Origin of the sequence: Lysobacter capsici (genome assembly GCF_018732085.1) — a bacterium.
GTDB lineage: Bacteria > Pseudomonadota > Gammaproteobacteria > Xanthomonadales > Xanthomonadaceae > Lysobacter > Lysobacter capsici_A.
In genome coordinates, this window is the sequence record NZ_CP076103.1 from 4,127,146 (window position 1) to 4,144,700 (window position 17,555).

Below are 17,555 nucleotides of genomic sequence, written 5' to 3' on the forward strand. Positions count from 1 at the left end.
ACAGCATGCGCACAACCACCCCCTACTTCACCAACCGAACCACATTCTTCCCCGCATTAGCGCTATCCCCATACTGATTGATCACATGCGTGATCTCCCCATACCCCCCACCCAACGAAACGGTGGTCATGTTATGGAACATAGCCCCATTCAACCCCGCCGCCGGCGCCTCGATCGAACTGAACAACTTCACCGTGCGATTGACGTTGAAGAAACAATAAATCCCCACGCCCCACGCCTCGTGCGAAGTCACCGAGTCGGCGACCTTGTACGAGGCATAACCATTGACCCCGTTGTTCATCCAACTGGCCTGGTCGGGCACATCGTAAGGAATCTCGCTCTGATAGAAATACACCCGCCCGCCATTGCCGTTCCACAAGGTCTGATACCGGTGGAAGTGCTCGACGAACAGACCATAAGCCGAAACGTTGTTGCCGTTGACGACCAAGCCGTTGACCGTGGTGTTGACGTTCCAGCCCCAGCCGGTGCCGTGATCCGCGCGCCACAGCCACAGATGATCGGCGATCACGTGATTGCTGTTGATGCGCGCGCTGACTGAGGCGCGCCCAACCGCGGCGCCGCCGATGCGGAAAAACAGGTCGTGCAGCGAGGTCGGATTGCCGGAATGATCGGCCGCGCTGCCGCCCGGCCCGACTTCCAGCAACACCTGCGAATTGACCGTGCCGGCATCGAACAGCAAACCGGCGATCTTGACCCCATCGACATCGGGCACGGTCATCGCATTGACCCCGTTCTGTGGAATCAAGGTCGCAAGGCCCAGGCCGAGGATCACGGTGTTGGCGCGGCTTACGCGCAAGGTGTCGTTCAAACGGTAAATGCCCGGCGTCAGCAGCAAGTGCTTGCCCTGGTCGAGCGCGGCGTTGAGGCTGGCGGCGGTGTCGACGCCGGCCTTGGCGATATGGAAGGCGTCGAGCGAAATCGATTGCCCCGCTGCCGCGCCGCTGCCCCAACTGGTGCGGCTGCTGTTGTTGCGGATCGCCGGCACGAACACACTGTAGCGGCCCTGCGCGTCGATGGTCAGAAAGGGTTTCTCGCGGATCACCGGCACCGAGCCCATCACCGTATTGGGCGGGTTCGGCCAGGACACGCCCGACGGCGCGCCGCTCACGCCGGCGAACACCATGTTCCAGTTCGAACCGGCCCAACTGCCGATCTGCGAATTGCGGGTGAACCACTGCTGCTGGCCGCCGGAATTGATCTGTCCGTCGATCCGGCTGTCGGACAGGAAGCCGCCGCTCGACCAACCGTTGTCGTCCAGCGCCATGTTGCCGCGCACGTGCATGCGCCGGAACGGCGCGGCCTGCGACACCGCCCAGCGATTGACCCCGCCGGACGGATTGATCGCGAGGTTCTCCGCCGCGCGCCAGAAATTATGCGTGGCGTTGCCGTCGAACCAATCGGCCTCGGCATGCACCGCGCCGTTGATGTTCACGTCGTCGGGCGAGCCGCCCAACCCCAGCACCTGGGTGTAGAAACCGACGTTGACGTCGACGTTGTAAGTGCCGGGCTTGAACAGGATCGCGTAGCGGTCGGGACCGAACTGGTTGCGTTCCTGGATCGCGAAGATGTTGTTGACCAGACTCTGGATCGACGATGCGGACATGCCCGGATCGAACACCACCACGTTCGGGCCGAAATCCGGCATCGAGGCGGCGCTGCCGATCGCGAACCAATTGAAGTTGCCGGTGGTATTGCCGGGGCCGACGCTGTCCATGCGCAACTGGATCACGTGGCTGCCGGCGGGCAAGCTGATCGGGCTCGATACGGTCTGCCAGTTCTGCCAGCCGCCGGTATCGGGCACCGATAACGACGGTGTCGCCGCCACGCCGTCGACGCGCAGATGGAAGTTGCCGCCCGGCCCTTGGCTTGCGACGCGAATCTGCGCGGTGTAGCTGCCCGCATTGGTGACGTTGACGGTGTAGTTGAGCCATTCGCCGGCCGTGGTCCAGCCGATGTTGTAGCCACCACCGCTGTCGCCGGTGGCTTCGATGCCGACGCCTTCGCTGCGGTACTGGCCGCCGGGATTGCTGTTGCCCGGATTGAAGTAGCCGACGTTCTGTCCGCCCAGGTCGAAATTCTCGGCCTGCACCGTGCCCGGCACCGCCCACGCGCTGCCGCCGTAGGGCGTGCCCGCGCTCGCCACGCGCCATGGCAGTAATGCGGCGATTAGAAAAAATACTGCAAGGCCGGGAATGGTCTTCACTGGAATCTCCTGCTCGACGGGCTCATCGTTCGTCGCTGCGGACGCTGTGAGCGAGTTGTACGACGTCGTCTTCGCCGCGTTGCTGCGCGAATGCCGGGATCGCCGTTGAACTGAGTCACAAAAGCGCATGCGCGCTTCGATCCTGCTGATGCAGGTCGCGTTTTCACCTCGATCGCGCCGTTACTCGTTCGCTACGACTTAAGTAGTAAGCAGGCGGCCGATGCGTTTTCGCCAACGGTCTCATCGCGGCCTTGCCGCGAACGTGGCCGCCCGGGCGGTCGATCCGCGTCATTGCTTATGTCGAATCCGACGCCTCAACGCCGCCGCAGTCACGCGACATCATCCGACCACACAGGGGTCCCATGGCCAGCTCGCCCAGCCCATCCGCCCAGCCCGGCGCATCCGCCGAACCCGACGCCTCCAGCAAACCCAACATCCTGGTCATCCTCGTCGACCAACTGCGTTTCCCGCGTTACGCCTACGGCGCGCAAGGCGGTTTCGTCGACGATCTCAAGGACATCGTCGGCTTCCAGGGCGAACCCGACGCCGACAACGATTACCGCCAGTACTTCCCCGGCCTGTGGTCGCTGCGCAAGCATTCGGTGGTGCTGCGCAAACACACGATCGCTTCCTCGGCCTGCATTCCCAGCCGCACCGCATTGATGACCGGCCAGTACGGCGCGCGCACTGGCGTGACCCAGACCGATGGCTTGTTCAAGAACGGCGACGCCGCGGCGTTCCCGTGGCTGGCCGCCGACGGCATCCCGACCCTCGGCCACTGGTTTCGCGGCGCGGGCTACAAGACCCATTACTTCGGCAAGTGGCACGTCAGCAATCCGCCGGAGCATTCGCTGCAGCGCTACGGCTTCGACGATTGGGAACTGTCGTGGCCCGAGCCGCACGGTTCGAGCATCAACAACCTCGGCGCGTATCGCGACGTCGGCTTCCGCGATCTGGTCTGTGGCTTTCTGCGCGGCCAGGGCCTCGGGCTGGCGTACAACCGCCAGCTCGCCCAGCACGATCAAACCAAGCCGCTGACGCCGGACCCGAGCACCGATCCCAAGCCCTGGCTCGCGGTCGCCTCGTTCGCCAATCCGCACGACATCGCGACCTATCCGGGCCTGCCGCGCGGCCTCGACCCCGACGCCAAGCCGATCGGCCCGCTGATGGTTCCGGCCCAGGGCACCTGGAGCAACACACCGACCGCCGGCACGTTGCGGCTGAATCTCAATCCGCTCGCGTTTCCGCAGGACAATGCCAACGTCCCGCCGAGCCTGGACGATCCGCTGACCAACAAGCCGGCCTGCCAGTTCGATTACGCCTACAAGATGGGGCTGGCGCTCGCGTCCAAGACCGGATTGTCGGCGCAACAACAGGCGGGACTGGACGCGGTCAACGCGGCCTTGCTGTCGGGCATTCCGTTCCAGCTGACCGCCGATCCGTTCAACGCGGCGCTGCGTTTCGTGCAGTACTACGCGTGGTTGCAGCATCTGGTCGACGGCCATATCCGCAGCGTGCTCGACGCGCTCGACGAATCGGGCCAACGCGACAACACCATCGTGGTGTTCATGGCCGACCACGGCGAATACGGCGGCGCCCACAACTTCATGATCGAGAAGTGGCATACCGCGTATCAGGAAGCGCTGCACGTGCCGGTGGTGATCCAGTCGGCGAAGCTCAACGCCGAGCCCGACATGCGCCAGATCGATGCATTGACCAGCCACGTCGACATCGTGCCGACCTTGCTCGGCCTGGCCGGTCTGAGCGAACACGACATCGCGCGCATCGGCGAAGCACTGCGCCAGACCCGGCCGGTGCCGCCGTTCCCCGGCGTCGATCTGACTGCGGTGATCAAAGGCACGCAGAGCGAACCGACCCAGCCCGATGGCCAGGTGCGCGAAGGCATCCTGTTCGTCACCGACGACGAAATCACCGAGCGCCTGCACGGCGATCTCGATCCGCACCAGGTGCATTCGGACCGCGAATTCAAGATCTTCCTGGAGATGGTCGACGTGGTCCGCGACGGCAGCAGCAAACTGCCGTTCAACGGCCCGGTGCCGCAACTCGCGCCCGGTCCGGTGCGGCAACCCAACCACGTGCGTTGCGTGCGTTCGGGCGAATGGAAACTGGTCCGTTACTGGGACCCGAACCAGGTCGAGGCCGACGAATGGGAGCTGTACGACCTGGAACACGACGGCTGCGAGATGACCAACCTGCTGGTCACCAACGCCAGCTTCCCGACGCCGATCGCGGAACTTCCACCGTATTACACCGATACCGGCATCGTCGACACCGCCAATCGCTTGAACCGGTTGCTGCAGCGGTATGAAGCCGAAATGCTGTCGACGCCGGAATCGGCTTGAAGCGATGACCACCGGCGTCGCTTCGAGCCGCCGCATCGAACGAAAGGGCCTCGCGATCGCAAGGCCCTTTCGTTATCGCAAACCATGATGCAATCGGGCCGCGACATCGCGACACTGAGCGGAATCGGACGAAGTAAATGATCTGACCGCCCGCGTGGTGTCAGCATCGGGGGCGGATAGCGGGCGGAGAGGTCTGTCCTGGCAGGGTTCGGCGCTCGTGTTTCAGATCCTAGCGATCTGAACGAAAAGCATCGGGGCGGAAGCTGCCTCCCACAAAAGATTCGACGCATCGAGGTCTGTTGTGGGAGGGAGCTTCAGCCCCGACGCGCTTCCCGCAGGTCGCGGTGATCGACATGTGCGCAACCCCGCACGCCACCCCGTCGGCTTCACACTGCGCAGCACCGGCTCCATCGCCGTATCGTCGCCCCGGTCGCAAGCCGCTTCCCCCGTGCGCGCGGCCCACTATGCTCTGTTCCACGCCTCCACCCGGACTCCACCGTGATCAAGAGTTTCTTCTTCGTCGCCCGCCTCGCCGCCGCCTGGTTCGGCCTGTTCGTGCTGCTGGCGCTGTTCGCCCAGGCCGTGCCGGCGCTGGAACACGAGGACACCGGGCCGCTGTTCCTGGTGGCGCTCATCGTCGTCGCCATCGTCATCACCCACGCGTTCTCGCACCTGCGCCGGGTGCGTCTGATCGCCGGCGAGGTCAACGCCGGAACCTTGTCCAACCGCCAGCGTCGTCAGATCGAGATGCCGTTCGATGCCGACGAGGCCTTCGACCTGCTCGACGCCGCCGTGCGCGAACTGCCGCGCACCTTCGAGCTGGAAAGCGCGCGCGACAGCCTGCAGGTGCGGGCCAAGGTGCATCGGCCCGGCCTGCAAGGGCGCCACGCGCTCAGCCCGGTCACCGTGTACCACTGGTGGCTCGGCACCACCCGCAACCAGATCCTCGCCACCGTCACCCCGGGCGAAGGCACCAGCCGCATCACCCTGATCTGCGAACCCGATACCGGCGCCTGGAGCGACTGGCTCCGGGTCGACGAAGGCACCAATCTGGAAAACGCCGAAGCCCTGGTGCGCGCGATCACCCGACGCGTCGCCGAGCGTCGCCGCCACGAACGCGCCGCGGTCACCCGCACCGTGGTCGAGAAAGAACTCGCGGTCGCCAAGCTGAGCCTGCTGCACGCCCAGGTCGAGCCGCATTTTCTCTACAACACCCTGGCCAGCGCGCAGTACCTCGCGCGCAACGACCCGCCGCGCGCCGACGAGATGCTCGGCCACCTGATCGATTTCCTGCGCCGTTCGCTGCCGCGCACCGAAGACTCGCTGTCGACCCTGGGCGACGAACTCGATCGCTCGCGCGCCTACCTGGAAATCCTCAAGCTGCGCATGGGCGAACGCTTGAGCCTGCAACTGGACGTGCCTGAGGAACTGCGCGCCCTGCCGCTGCCGCCGATGATGCTGCAGACCCTGGTCGAGAATGCGATCAAGCACGGCCTGGAACCCAAGCCCGGCGGCGGCACCGTGTGGATCCTCGCGCGCCGCGCCGATCACTCGATCGCGATCACCGTCGCCGACGACGGCCTGGGCTTCAATGCGCAGACCGCCGGCACCGGCATCGGCCTGCGCAACCTGCGCGAACGCCTGCACCTGGTGTATGGCGGCGGCGCCGTGTTGTCGATCGTCGCCAACTTCCCCAACGGTGTCGCCGCCACCTTGACCATCCCGTCCCTGCAACAAGAAGAAGCCGAACATGCCTAAGCCCCTCACCGCGGTGATCGCCGAAGACGAAGCGCTGCTGCGCCAGGCCCTGGTCGATGCGTTGCGCAGCGCCTGGCCGGACCTGCGCATCGTCGCCGAATGCGAGGACGGCGCGGTCGCGCTCGAAGCGCTGGCCGAGCATCGCCCCGACATCGCATTCCTCGACATCCGCATGCCCGGCCTGAGCGGCCTGGACGTCGCGGTCGCCGCCACCGACGTCAGCCCGCAGACCCAGATCGTGTTCGTCACCGCCTACGATCAATACGCGATCGACGCGTTCGAACACGGCGCGATCGACTACCTGCTCAAGCCGGTCACGCCCGAACGGCTCGCGGTCACCGTGCAGCGGCTGCAGGCGCGCGGCGGCGCGGGTCCCGGCGGCGGCGGCCAAGGCGAGGCCGATGCGCTCGCCGTGCTCTCGCAACGCCTCGCCGCGCAGCGCGCCAAGGCTAGCGACAAGCCCCCGCTGACCTGGCTCACCGCCAGCGCCGGCCGCGAAACCCGGCTGATCCTGATCGACGATGTGGCCTACTTCCGCGCCGACAACAAGTACACCACCGTGGTCACCGCCGAGGGCGAGGCGCTGTTGCGCAAGCCGATCCGCGAACTGCTGGAAGTGCTCGATGCCAACACCTTCAAGCAGATCCATCGGTCGACCATCGTCAACCTCAAGGCCATCGCCGGCATCGTCCGCGACGAAAGCGGCAAGGGCACGGTGCGGCTGCGCAACCGGCCCGAGACGCTGACCGTCAGTCAGCCGTTCATGGCATTGTTCCGCACGATGTAACGGCTTCATCCTGCCCCGCCCCGCCTCATCCATCGACCCGAGATCGATCATGCGCAAGTTCATCGCACTGCTGTGTTGCTCGTACCTGTTGGTGGGCTGCGACATCGGCGGCAACACCATTGTGCATCGCGAGAACGAAAACGGCGTCGACATCATCCACAGCAAGGTCAAGATCGACGAACGCAGCGCCCGCTTCGAATGCATCGCCAGCCGCAGCGGGCAGTGCCACTACCGCCTGTTCCGCAAGGTGTGTCCGCAGGCGCCCGGCGCGGTGGAACCGGCGAATGCGCTGGCGAGCGCGGCGACCAACCCGGACGGCCGCAAACCGGAGTGCGCCGATCGCATCGTCGAGCGCTTCATGGTCAAGGCCGGCACCACCCGCGCGGCCCTCGACATGAAGCCGGGCTTCACGGTCTGCGTGACGCCCGACGACACGCCGGTGTCGGCCGATTGCAAACCTTCGGCGCCGTGAGTCCGCAGCGGCCCGGACGCGGGCCGCCGTGGAGTGATCACTCATCCGCCGATGTGCCTGGACGCGGTTAGCGCATCGAACCTGTTGGAATCAGCGCTTGCATCGGCCGCGACGATCATTCGCTGCGATCGCGCATCGCCAGCAAGGACCGCTGTTCAAGACTGCATGAGTTCACGCTGATCCCCAGTTGTCCATTTCCCTGGACATCGACCGGCCAAAGCATGCCGTGATCCAAAATCCACCAGGGACTGAATACGGGAATGAAATCCCGCAGTGGTTCTATTTCGTGCGCCACCAAATGCTCGTACAGATCCTGCGATTCCCAACACCGCTCCTCGCGTGCGCGTTCGCGTAGATGATCGGTCAGGAAACCCGCCACGCGCCGGGCCGTCCTGGCCAACGGGTCCTCGCGCTCATCGCGATGCCAGCTGCTGGACAAGTCGCGCTTGCTGGCATCCGACAACTGCGACCACCAGCGGCGCACCGCCGGGTCGCTGGACTGCGCATACGGCATGTTGATCGAGGCCATGGTTCCTCCTGTGGGTTTGGGAAGGCAAACATCTGCGCTGCCGGTTCGAATCGATTGGATCCGGTCCGAGTCGGCGTCGTGCTTCGGGCAAATGAAGCAGCGGATTTACCGGCGCACGGGCATTGAAAACACGAAGGCGGACACGAAGGCGAGTCGGCCATCGTGGTCGCGAAATGCGCTCAGTCGATGGCGGCGGACTCCCCAGTCCACCGCATCGAGGCGCCCCAGGCGGGGCAGCCGAAAACGAGCCGGCATGGTACCGCCGTCAACGCGGATTCGGCGCGACCCGGCGGCCGGCACTTCAGCGCCGGTCCGGGCGGGTTGCGGTATGATTGTGCTGCCGGTGAACGCAAGATCGCGCGGACCCCAGGCATCCAAAGCAATATTCCACTGCGTGAGTGCGCCGCAGTCGCTCCCCACCCCATGTTTCGATCTGCCGCTAAGCGCGGCTCAAGCCCGTGGCATGAGGATGCTGCTCCACACCACGATCCGATCGCCGCGCAGATCGTCGTCGCTGCGCAACCACGGCTCGGCCGTGATCACCGACGTACACGGACCCAGAGTGCAGACCCGGATCGGGCGCGCAAGCGCAATGCCGCGCAGGGTGTCGAGCACGCTGCGCAATACCGAGCCGGTGAACGGGGTATACAGATAGAACACCGTACCCGCGGACAGATCGGCCGCGCGCGCATCGGCCTGGATGAAATCCACGCGGTCCAGATTCAGGCCCCGCGCACTGCGCCGTGCGATCTCGACATAGGCCGCCTCCAGCTCGACACCGAGGCTGCGCGCCGGCGTACACGCCGCGACCGCGAGCGGCAGGTGGCCCAGGCCGGCGCCCAGGTCGATCAGCAGATCGTTCGCGTCCAGATGCAGCCGTGCGATCAGCGCGAAGATCTGCCGCGCGGGCGTGGGCTGGTAGAACACCATCTCCGCCGCCGGCTCGATGCCGTCGTCCCGCGGCGGTTCGAACTGCAGCACCTCGCTCAGCAGTGCATCGAGGTGGTCGTAGGCGTCGCCGTCCGCGTCGTCGAGGGCGACGCCATCGGAGGCGTATCGCAGCAAGCGCCCGGCCCCGGCGCCGCTTCGCAGGTCTTCGCGCAGGTCTCGGTACACGTCCTGATTGATCGTTTCCAGCCTAGCCTGCAAGGCCTGAGCGCGATCGAACAACGAACGATTGGGATCGAGGTTCCCGGCCGCGGCCGTCGGCAGATACAGCAGCGCGCGTTCGATCCGGTCCAGCGCCTCGATGCGCTCGCGCAGCCGTTCGGGCGCCTGCCACGACGGATCGCGTTCCAGTTCGACTAGCAGGGTCTGCAATGGACCGATCATGGTGGGACTCGGTTTTGAGGCATACGCGTACATCATCGTGCTGCGGCCGCAGCATCCCGTCACCGTGCTGATCGCGCAATGCGCGCAATCCGTCCGACGCGTCGACAAGAACGGAATCAAGCACCGGTCGCCGATACCGATCTTCCAGCGCCCACACGTTCACGACGGGCCGTGGCGCTCCCGCGTCGGCCTGAGCGACGACAGCTTCGCATCAGGGATTGGATCGCGACGCGCCACATACGCGGCAGGACGCAGCTACTTGGCGCACCACTCGACCGCATCGCGCAACTGCGCTTTCGCCTCGGCCACCGGATCGGCCGGCTCCTCGTCGCCGACCAGAAGCGTCGCGAAGGCGGGACGCAGCTTGACCTTGGTCGCGGTGGAGGTGGCGGCGTAACCGGCCAGTCCGTCCGCGTCGGTGGTGCCGCGGTAGATCGTCGGCGGATCGCCGCAGATCACCAGTTCGTAATCGATGCCGGACAGCGCGCGATGGGCGGGGTCGGTCATGACCAGTTGCTCGCCCATCTCGCCGCTGCCGAAACGCTCGCGCAGCACCCAGCCGTCCGCCGGCACGGCTTCGGCGAAGGCGAACACCGCGGTGCGGCCGAGCGCGTCGGTGACGCCCTGGTAGACCTTCTTGGTCGAGGCCACGAACGGCAGATCGGTGCTGCGATGGCTCAGCGCGTACGGACGGTTCGCGGCCGGCTCGCCGCTGTGGGTATCCTCGAGCACGAAGCGGTAACGATGCGGACCCGCACCGACCTGCTGCGCGCCGGCGAAATCCTGGGTCTGCGTGACCGAGGCCGCGGCCGGTTCGGGCTCGTGGATCGAGGGCGCTTGCGCCCGCACCGCGGCGCCCTGGCAGGCGCCGAGCAGCGCGATCAGGCTCGCGCCCAGCGCGGCCGAACGCAGCGCGTTGCGTGTCGTCGTCGAAACCGATTCACCAGCTTGCATCGTGCGGACATCCCTTTCGAACGCGGAGCGCGTGGCGCGCAGTCTACGGGCTGGCGCCGGCGCCCGCACCGACGCCGGGCCGCGCGATTCGCGGCATCACTGCGTCTGCGGCTTCGTCGGTAATTCGGAGACGCGCTGCTCCAGCGATTGCACCTGCGCCGGATCGAGCTGGTCGCGATGTTTGTCGACAAACACCCGGACCGCCTGCCGGTACTCGGCGATGAATTCCGGATTGTCCGGGCTGACCGCCAGCTGCGCCCGCGCGCGCTCGACCGGCTCGCGGTCCTGCGCGATCAGGCGCGCCTTGCCGTAGTCGGACTCGTCGACCAGGATCGCCACGTTGCGCTCGAAACCGGGCACGTACTTGACCACGAAGGTTTCGCCCTTGGGCGGAATCAGGATCGCGTTGCGGATGGGATAGGTGCTGGCCGACATCGTGTCGAACTCGAACTTCACGTCGCGTCCGTCGGCGGTCCTGAGCACCGCCGCGTATTCCCAGACCGGATTGTCGTTGAGGGTGGAACTGGTCGGGCTCTCCTGCACGATCACCGCCGTGCCGCGGGTGCCGCAGGCGTTGAGGAAGGCCGCGTTGAGAAACGAGCCGGTGAAGATGTTGGCCTGCGCGAACAACAAGCCGCCCAGGCTCAACCAGGCCCAGCCGCTGCCGGCCCGCCACATCGACACCAGCAGGCCCAGGCCGATGCCGCCGAGCAGGATCAGCCAGAACGACCAGATCGGATAGTGGGACAGGAAATACAGGATCGACGACACAACGACCACGCATGCGACTCCGGCAAGGGCTTGCGCGTGCATGGTCGCATGACCTCGATGCCAGTCGCGACCGCGCTGCGGTGAGTCGCGACGAACCGCGGCAAGCGTGCGATTCGACGCTCAGTGCTCGGTGCCGCCATGGCGATGACCGGCCCGCCGCACCGCCACTTGCGCCAGTCATCCAACAACGCTCACCCCCCCATCAAGCCGTCGCCGACGGCCTCTCGTAACAGCCCGTCTGCCCCAGGCCCGGCGTCCCGCACTCACGCAGCCGCCCCCCTGATATTGCTGCGCCGCACAAGCCGATCCTGGGATTTTTGCCGCCATTCGCATCCCACGGCGGCACGGCGACCGGGCAAACTTGACTAATTTGAAAATAAATTTTCATATTCTGAAAACTGTCGCAAGGCCAACCGACCCGGCCTGACGCCGAGGCCGACCGCGCTTTCCGGCCCACCGCGACGGTCGCCGCACCTCGCGCCCGGCGCGATCCGTTCCGACCTCTTTCGTGGAGTGCGCAATGCCGAAGCTCGCCGCCCCACCCCGTCTGCAACTCGCCCTGGCGATCGAACCACTGCCGTTGAAAACGCCGTTCCGCATCGCCGGCCATCGCTTCGATGCGATGCCGGCGCTGACCGCGATCCTCAGCGACGCGCGCTGCTACGGCCGCGGCGAAGCCTGCGGCGTCTACTACCTCGACGATCGGCCCGAGACGATGCACGCCACCCTCCAAGCGCATCGCGACGCGATCGAGGACGGCATCGACAGGCAGCGACTGCGCGCACTGCTGCCCGCCGGCGGCGCGCGCAACGCGGTCGACTGCGCGCTGTGGGAGTTGCAGGCGCAGCGCGAAGGCCGGCCGGTGTGGGCGCTGGCGCAAGTGCCGAAGCCGCGCCGGCGCATCACCACCTTCACTCTCGGCGCCGACGATCCGGCGACCGTCGCCGCCAATGCGCTGGCCTACGTCCAGGCACGCGCGCTCAAGCTCAAACTCGACGGCGATCTCGACACCGACATCGACCGCATCCGCGCCGCGCGCAACGCGCGCCCCGACACCACGCTGAGCGTCGATGCGAATCAGGCCTATCGCCTGGACACCATCGCGCCGCTGATCGCGGCGCTGGTCGATCACGGCGTCGGCCTGCTCGAGCAGCCGTTCGCACGCGGCCGCGAGGCCGACCTCGACGCACTCGACTGCCCCATCGACCTCGCCGCCGACGAAAGCATCCAGGGGCTCGACGAGGTCGACGCGCTGCAAGGCCGGGTCGAGGTGATCAACATCAAGCTGGACAAATGCGGCGGCCTGACCGAAGCGCTGCTGATCGTCGAACGCGCCCGCGAGTTGGGCATGAAGACCATGGTCGGCAACATGCTCGGCACCAGTTGGGCCGCCGCGCCGGCGTTCGTGCTCGCGCAGGTGTGCGACTTGATCGATCTCGACGGCCCGATCTTTCTCGCCGGCGATCGCGCGCACGCGGTCGTCTATCGCGACGGCCATATCGATTGCCCGGCGCAGGTGTGGGGCAGCGGCGTCGCCGACGGCGCGCCCGCCCGCGACGCCGATGGCGCCATCCGCGCGCCTGCGCCGCTTTGAACCCGACCACCGACTTCCCACCGCAGCACCGACCGAGCCCGCGACCATGACCCTCGACACCGCACGACTCAGCCGCCGCCGTCTGCTTCAAGCCTCCGCCGCCGCAACCCTGGCCCTGCCCCTGCACGCGCTGGCCGCCGCCAACCCGGCCATCGCGTCCTCGACGAAACCGAGCTCGAACACGCGCGCGACCGCGAGCAACTATTCGCCGCGAGCCCGCGCCATCGTCGAACGCGCGCTGGTGATCGACATGCTCGCGCCGCTGCGCCTGGACCTGCGCGCGGACGCGTACGCGCTGCCGCTGAGCGAGCAACACCTCGCCGACTTCCGCGCCAGCGGCATCGACGCGTTCCACAACTCCTGGGGCCTGGGCGGCGCGGACGCGCGCGAACGCGTCGCCGAGCACCTGGCCGGCTGGAACGGTTGGATCGCCCGCCACAGCGACTTGTTCTGCCTGGTCGACCACGCCGCCGATCTGGATCGCGCCAAGGCCGCGGGCAAGATCGCGGTGATCGCCGGCGTGCAGAACGCCGAACACTTCCGCAGCAAGGAGGATGTCGCGTTCTTCCACGGCCTGGGCCTGCGCTGCGCGCAGCTGACCTACAACAGCCAGACCGTGATCGGCTCGGGCAGCACCGAGCGCGAGGACGGCGGCCTGAGCGACTACGGCGTGAGCGTGCTGGGCGAAATGGAGAAGGTCGGCATGCTGATCGATGTCTCGCATTGCGGCGACCGCACCACTCTGGACGCGATCGAACTGGCCAAGGGACCGATCGCGATCACCCACTCCAATTGCCGCGCGCTCAACGACCATCCGCGCCTGAAGACCGACGAGGCGATCCGCAAACTCGCCGCCAAGGGCGGGGTGATGGGCATCACCGGCGTGCGCATGTTCGTCAGCGCCAAGGAACCCACCACCCTCGACAGCATGGTCGATCACATCGATCACGTCGCCAGGCTGGTCGGCATCGAGCATGTGGGCATCGGCTCGGACGCGGACCTGTACGGCTACGACGCGCTGCCGCCGGATCAACTCAAGGCGCTGCGCGATTCGTACAAGGCCAGCTACGGCTTTCGCGAGCGCATCGACATCGAAGGCTTCGATCGCCCGAGCAAGATCTTCGAACTGACCCAAGCGCTGATCCGCCGCGGCTACAGCGACGGCGATATCGAAGCGGTGCTCGGCGGCAACTTCCGTCGCCTGCTCGGCCAGGTCTGGCGTTGAACGCGAAACCCGATCGACCGAGATAACCAAAAAACGCAGCGCCACGTTAATGCACTGCCACGACATCCGCTCTCCGGGGAGAGAACCATGCCGCAGCTCGATACGCGCCACACCGCACGCCATGGCCTGGGCCTGGCGATCGCTTTCGCCCTGACTTCGTGGTCGTGCGCCGGCCTGGCCCAGACCGCGCCGGACGCATCCGCGGAAAAAACGCCCGATCACAAGACCGCGCAACCGTCGGCGACCCTGGAAGCGGTCACCGTCACCGCGCAGAAACGTACCGAGAACGCGCGCAAGGTGCCCGCTTCGATCAGCGTGGTCAGCGAGCAACAACTGGAAAACCAGCACGTCACCCAGTTGGCGGATTTGAACGGCTACCTGCCGGCGATGACCATCACCGACCGCGGCACGCCCGGCCAGACCGCGGTCTCGCTGCGCGGCATTCCGACCCTCGGCCCCGGCGCGGTGGTCGGCACCTACCTCAACGACACGCCGCTGGGATCGAGCAGCAACTTCGCCCGCTCCAGCGGCTTCGTGCTCGACCTGCTGCCCTACGACATCCAGCGCGTGGAAGTGCTGCGCGGCCCGCAGGGCACGTTGTACGGTGCAGGCGCGATGGGCGGCCTGCTCAAGTACGTGCTCAAGGACCCCGACCTCGACAGCTTCGAAGGCCGCGTCGGCGGCGGTGTGTCCGGCATCGACGGCGCCGGCGGCAACGGCTGGAGCGTGCGCGCCGGCATCAACGCACCGCTGGTCGAAGGCACACTCGCGCTGCGCGCCTCGTTCGCCAACGAGTTCACTCCGGGCTGGGTCGACAATGTCTACACCGGCCGCAAGGACATCAACGACACGCGCCAGCGCAGCGGTCACGTCTCGCTGCTGTGGCAGGCCAGCGACGATCTGAACGTCAAGTTCACCGGCTTGCATCAGAGCGTCGACGCCGACGACAACAGTCTGTCCATCCTCGATGCCAACCGCCGCCCGCGTTTCGGCCTGGACGGCACCGACAAGCCGGTCGCCGAACGCTTCGAGAAGAAGGTCGACTTCTTCGCCGCCACCGTCGACTGGAACCTGCAATGGGCCGACTTCGTCTCGGCCACGAGTTATTCCAGGACCAAGACCTACCAGCTCAACGATCAGAGCAAGACCTACGGCCCGCTGTTTCCGCTGTTCGGCGCGCCCCCGGGCGTGTCGACGTTTCCGCTCAGCCTGGACCTGAAGAAATGGACCCAGGAATTCCGCCTGGCGTCCAAGTCCGACGAACGCATCGAGTGGATGCTCGGCGCGTTCTACACCCATGAGACCTCGGCCAACCATCAGGAACTCAGCGCGCGTTCCTTCGCCGGCGTACCGGTCGCCGGGCTCGACCCGCTGGCGATCGTCGACTTGCCGTCCACGTATAAAGAACGCGCGCTGTTCGGCAATCTCACCTACAAGTTCAGCGAACGCTTCGACGTCACCGCCGGCCTGCGCTACGCCAGCAACGATCAGGACTTCAAGCAGATCGCCACCGCCGGCAGCCTGCTCGCACTGGGCACCACCACCGGCCAGTCGTCCGAGGACGTCACCACCTACCTGCTCGGCGCGCGCTGGCATCTGGACAACGACAGCCTGCTGTATGCGCGCATCGCCAGCGGCTATCGTCCCGGCGGCCCCAACGTCGCCCTGCCGGGCGTGCCGCCTTCGGTCGATTCCGACAGCCTGGTCAATTACGAATTCGGCTGGAAATCGCTGTTCCTCGACCGGCGTGCGTCGATCGACCTGGCGGTGTTCCTGATCGACTGGAAGGACATCCAGTTATCCGCGTCCACCCAGGACGGACTGACCTACTCGGCCAACGGCGGCAAGGCGCGCAGTCGCGGCGTGGAGCTGACCTCGGCATTCAAGCTCACGCCGAACCTGCGCGTGGGCTTCAACGGCTCGTTCACCGATGCCGCGCTGATGGAGGACGCGCCCTCGCTGCGAGGCCTGTCCGGCGACACCCTGCCGGGCATTCCGCGCTGGACCGCGGCGGTGAGCGCGGATTACGACTTCGAGTGGGGCGCCGGTTTCAACGGCCATGTCGGCGCCGGCTATCAGTGGATCGGCAAGCGCAAGACCAACGTCGATCACAACCCGAACGCCGCGCCGCTGCCGGCGAGCGGACAGCTCAACCTCAACACCGACGTGTCGCGCGACAACTGGACGCTGCGCCTGTACGTGCGCAACGTGACCAACCAACGCGACATCACTTCGCTCGGACCGGTCACCAGCGCCACCACCGGCGCGATCGTGGAGTGGCAGGCCAACCGCAGCCAGCCGCGCACGATCGGGCTGGAATTCGACCTGTGGTTCTGAACGCAACGCGCACCGCGAACCGTGCGTCCATCGATCGCGGCGCATCAACAATCGAACCGGAGCGACGCCCGCCGCTCCGGTTCGCAGCCTCATCGGCGACCGTCTCCCGCCCCGGTCCGACCTCACAACGGAATGTCCGCATGCCGATTTCCGCAACAACCGATACCGCTGCATTCGCACCGCTCGATCTCCCCCAGCCTTATCTGTTGTTCCTCGGCGATGTGAGCCATCCGGCCTACGCCAAGACCGCATTGGGCCTGCGCGACTGGGCGCCGGAGCGCTGCGTCGGCGAACAGCGCCTGCACGACGCCAGCGTCAGCGTGGGCCTGCCGGCGATGACGGCGGCGCAGGCGCGCGAAGCCGGCGCGCGCGCGCTGGTGATCGGGGTGGCGAATGTCGGCGGGGTGATTCCCGATCACTGGATGCCGGCGCTGCTCGACGCCTTGGCGCACGGGCTCGACCTGATCAGCGGCATGCACATGCGCCTGGCCGACATCGCGCCGCTGCGCGAACAGGCGCAGCGTCACGGCCGGCGCCTGATCGACGTGCGCGAGCCGCCGCCGTCGCTGCCGACCGCGAGCGGGCGCAAGCGCAGCGGCAAGCGCGTGCTGACCGTCGGCACCGACTGCGCGCTGGGCAAGAAATACACCGCGCTGAGCCTGGCCCGCGCGCTGCGCGAACTCGGTGTCGACGCCGACTTCCGCGCCAGCGGGCAGACCGGCATCCTGATCGCCGGACGCGGCTTGCCGATGGATGCGGTGGTGTCGGACTTCGCCGCCGGCGCCGCCGAATGGCTCAGCCCCGACGCCGATCCCGCGCATTGGGACGTGATCGAAGGCCAGGGCTCGTTGTCGCATCCGGCCTACGCCGGCGTGTCGCTGGCGCTGCTGCACGGCAGTCAGCCCGATGCGATCGTGGTCTGCCACGAACCCGGCCGTCGCGACATGCTCGGCTATCCGGGTTATCCGTTGCCGAGCATCGAGGAAACGATCGAACTGAATCTGTTGCTGGGGCGTCGCACCAATCCGGCGATCCGCTGCGCCGGGATCAGCTTGAACACCTCGCAATTGAGCCAGGACGAAGCACACGCCCTGATCGCCAGCGAAAGCGCGCGTCTGGGTCTGCCGGTCGCCGATCCGATCCGCGGCGGCGCGGCCCTGCAGGCATTGGCGCGCGCCTGCCTGGATACGGCGTCGTGAGCGCGACGCG

The 17,555-nt window shown here is 66.7% G+C and carries 13 protein-coding genes; 8 read left to right on the forward strand and 5 right to left on the reverse strand.

All coding sequences use genetic code 11. The features are described from left to right. Positions 1 to 22: 22 nt before the first annotated feature. Positions 23 to 2,224 carry a carbohydrate-binding protein gene (locus tag KME82_RS17160; protein ID WP_215495127.1) on the reverse strand — a complete coding sequence of 734 codons (2,202 nt, stop codon included), beginning with the start codon at positions 2,222 to 2,224 and terminating at the stop codon, positions 23 to 25. Positions 2,225 to 2,586: 362 nt separating this feature from the next. Between KME82_RS17160 and KME82_RS17165 the strand changes: the two genes are divergently transcribed. The 4 genes from KME82_RS17165 (at position 2,587) to KME82_RS17180 (ending at position 7,604) form a co-directional block, all read left to right on the forward strand. Continuing rightward, complete coding sequence (locus KME82_RS17165) at positions 2,587 to 4,587, forward strand: sulfatase-like hydrolase/transferase (RefSeq protein ID WP_215495128.1); 2,001 nt, start codon at positions 2,587 to 2,589, stop codon at positions 4,585 to 4,587. A gap of 498 nt (positions 4,588 to 5,085) precedes the next feature. Beyond that, positions 5,086 to 6,345, forward strand: coding sequence for a sensor histidine kinase (locus KME82_RS17170; RefSeq protein ID WP_215495129.1), 1,260 nt, complete (start codon positions 5,086 to 5,088; stop codon positions 6,343 to 6,345). Further along, complete coding sequence (locus KME82_RS17175) at positions 6,338 to 7,132, forward strand: LytR/AlgR family response regulator transcription factor (protein WP_215495130.1); 795 nt, start codon at positions 6,338 to 6,340, stop codon at positions 7,130 to 7,132. Before KME82_RS17170 ends, KME82_RS17175 begins: the two co-directional genes overlap by 8 nt. 49 nt (positions 7,133 to 7,181) lie before the next feature. Beyond that, positions 7,182 to 7,604, forward strand: coding sequence for a hypothetical protein (locus KME82_RS17180; protein ID WP_215495131.1), 423 nt, complete (start codon positions 7,182 to 7,184; stop codon positions 7,602 to 7,604). A 115-nt stretch (positions 7,605 to 7,719) separates the two neighbouring features. Here the strand turns inward: KME82_RS17180 and KME82_RS17185 are convergent, their stop codons facing one another. The 4 genes from KME82_RS17185 to KME82_RS17200 form a co-directional block, all read right to left on the reverse strand. Further along, a complete protein-coding gene (locus KME82_RS17185) occupies positions 7,720 to 8,133 on the reverse strand; it encodes a hypothetical protein (RefSeq protein ID WP_215495132.1) in 414 nt (137 codons plus the stop codon). A gap of 450 nt (positions 8,134 to 8,583) precedes the next feature. After that, complete coding sequence (locus KME82_RS17190; RefSeq protein WP_215495133.1) at positions 8,584 to 9,465, reverse strand: methyltransferase domain-containing protein; 882 nt, start codon at positions 9,463 to 9,465, stop codon at positions 8,584 to 8,586. A gap of 255 nt (positions 9,466 to 9,720) precedes the next feature. After that, on the reverse strand, positions 9,721 to 10,419 hold the full coding sequence (locus tag KME82_RS17195) for a hypothetical protein (RefSeq protein WP_215495134.1): 699 nt from the start codon (positions 10,417 to 10,419) through the stop codon (positions 9,721 to 9,723). Positions 10,420 to 10,515: 96 nt separating this feature from the next. After that, positions 10,516 to 11,199 carry a hypothetical protein gene (locus KME82_RS17200; RefSeq protein ID WP_215495135.1) on the reverse strand — a complete coding sequence of 228 codons (684 nt, stop codon included), beginning with the start codon at positions 11,197 to 11,199 and terminating at the stop codon, positions 10,516 to 10,518. Positions 11,200 to 11,710: 511 nt separating this feature from the next. Between KME82_RS17200 and KME82_RS17205 the strand changes: the two genes are divergently transcribed. The 4 genes from KME82_RS17205 (at position 11,711) to KME82_RS17220 (ending at position 17,545) form a co-directional block, all read left to right on the forward strand. Further along, positions 11,711 to 12,784 (forward strand): dipeptide epimerase, encoded by a 1,074-nt coding sequence (locus KME82_RS17205; protein WP_215495136.1) that lies wholly within the window; start codon positions 11,711 to 11,713, stop codon positions 12,782 to 12,784. A gap of 46 nt (positions 12,785 to 12,830) precedes the next feature. Continuing rightward, positions 12,831 to 14,009: a dipeptidase gene (locus tag KME82_RS17210; protein ID WP_215495137.1), complete on the forward strand. Its 1,179-nt coding sequence runs from the start codon at positions 12,831 to 12,833 to the stop codon at positions 14,007 to 14,009. Positions 14,010 to 14,096: 87 nt separating this feature from the next. Continuing rightward, positions 14,097 to 16,346 (forward strand): TonB-dependent receptor, encoded by a 2,250-nt coding sequence (locus KME82_RS17215; RefSeq protein ID WP_215495138.1) that lies wholly within the window; start codon positions 14,097 to 14,099, stop codon positions 16,344 to 16,346. A 140-nt stretch (positions 16,347 to 16,486) separates the two neighbouring features. Beyond that, positions 16,487 to 17,545, forward strand: a complete 1,059-nt coding sequence (locus tag KME82_RS17220; RefSeq protein ID WP_215495139.1) for a DUF1611 domain-containing protein — start codon at positions 16,487 to 16,489, stop codon at positions 17,543 to 17,545. Positions 17,546 to 17,555 lie beyond the last annotated feature (10 nt).

Excerpts from the sequence above, each read along its gene's own strand:
- KME82_RS17220 (WP_215495139.1), top strand. The coding sequence starts at position 16,487 with ATGCCGATTTCCGCAACAACCGATACCGCTGCATTCGCACCGCTCGAT.
- KME82_RS17215 (WP_215495138.1), top strand. The coding sequence starts at position 14,097 with ATGCCGCAGCTCGATACGCGCCACACCGCACGCCATGGCCTGGGCCTG.
- KME82_RS17185 (WP_215495132.1), bottom strand. The coding sequence starts at position 8,133 with ATGGCCTCGATCAACATGCCGTATGCGCAGTCCAGCGACCCGGCGGTG.
- KME82_RS17195 (WP_215495134.1), bottom strand. The coding sequence starts at position 10,419 with ATGCAAGCTGGTGAATCGGTTTCGACGACGACACGCAACGCGCTGCGT.
- KME82_RS17205 (WP_215495136.1), top strand. The coding sequence starts at position 11,711 with ATGCCGAAGCTCGCCGCCCCACCCCGTCTGCAACTCGCCCTGGCGATC.
- KME82_RS17190 (WP_215495133.1), bottom strand. The coding sequence starts at position 9,465 with ATGATCGGTCCATTGCAGACCCTGCTAGTCGAACTGGAACGCGATCCG.
- KME82_RS17210 (WP_215495137.1), top strand. The coding sequence starts at position 12,831 with ATGACCCTCGACACCGCACGACTCAGCCGCCGCCGTCTGCTTCAAGCC.
- KME82_RS17165 (WP_215495128.1), top strand. The coding sequence starts at position 2,587 with ATGGCCAGCTCGCCCAGCCCATCCGCCCAGCCCGGCGCATCCGCCGAA.
- KME82_RS17175 (WP_215495130.1), top strand. The coding sequence starts at position 6,338 with ATGCCTAAGCCCCTCACCGCGGTGATCGCCGAAGACGAAGCGCTGCTG.
- KME82_RS17180 (WP_215495131.1), top strand. The coding sequence starts at position 7,182 with ATGCGCAAGTTCATCGCACTGCTGTGTTGCTCGTACCTGTTGGTGGGC.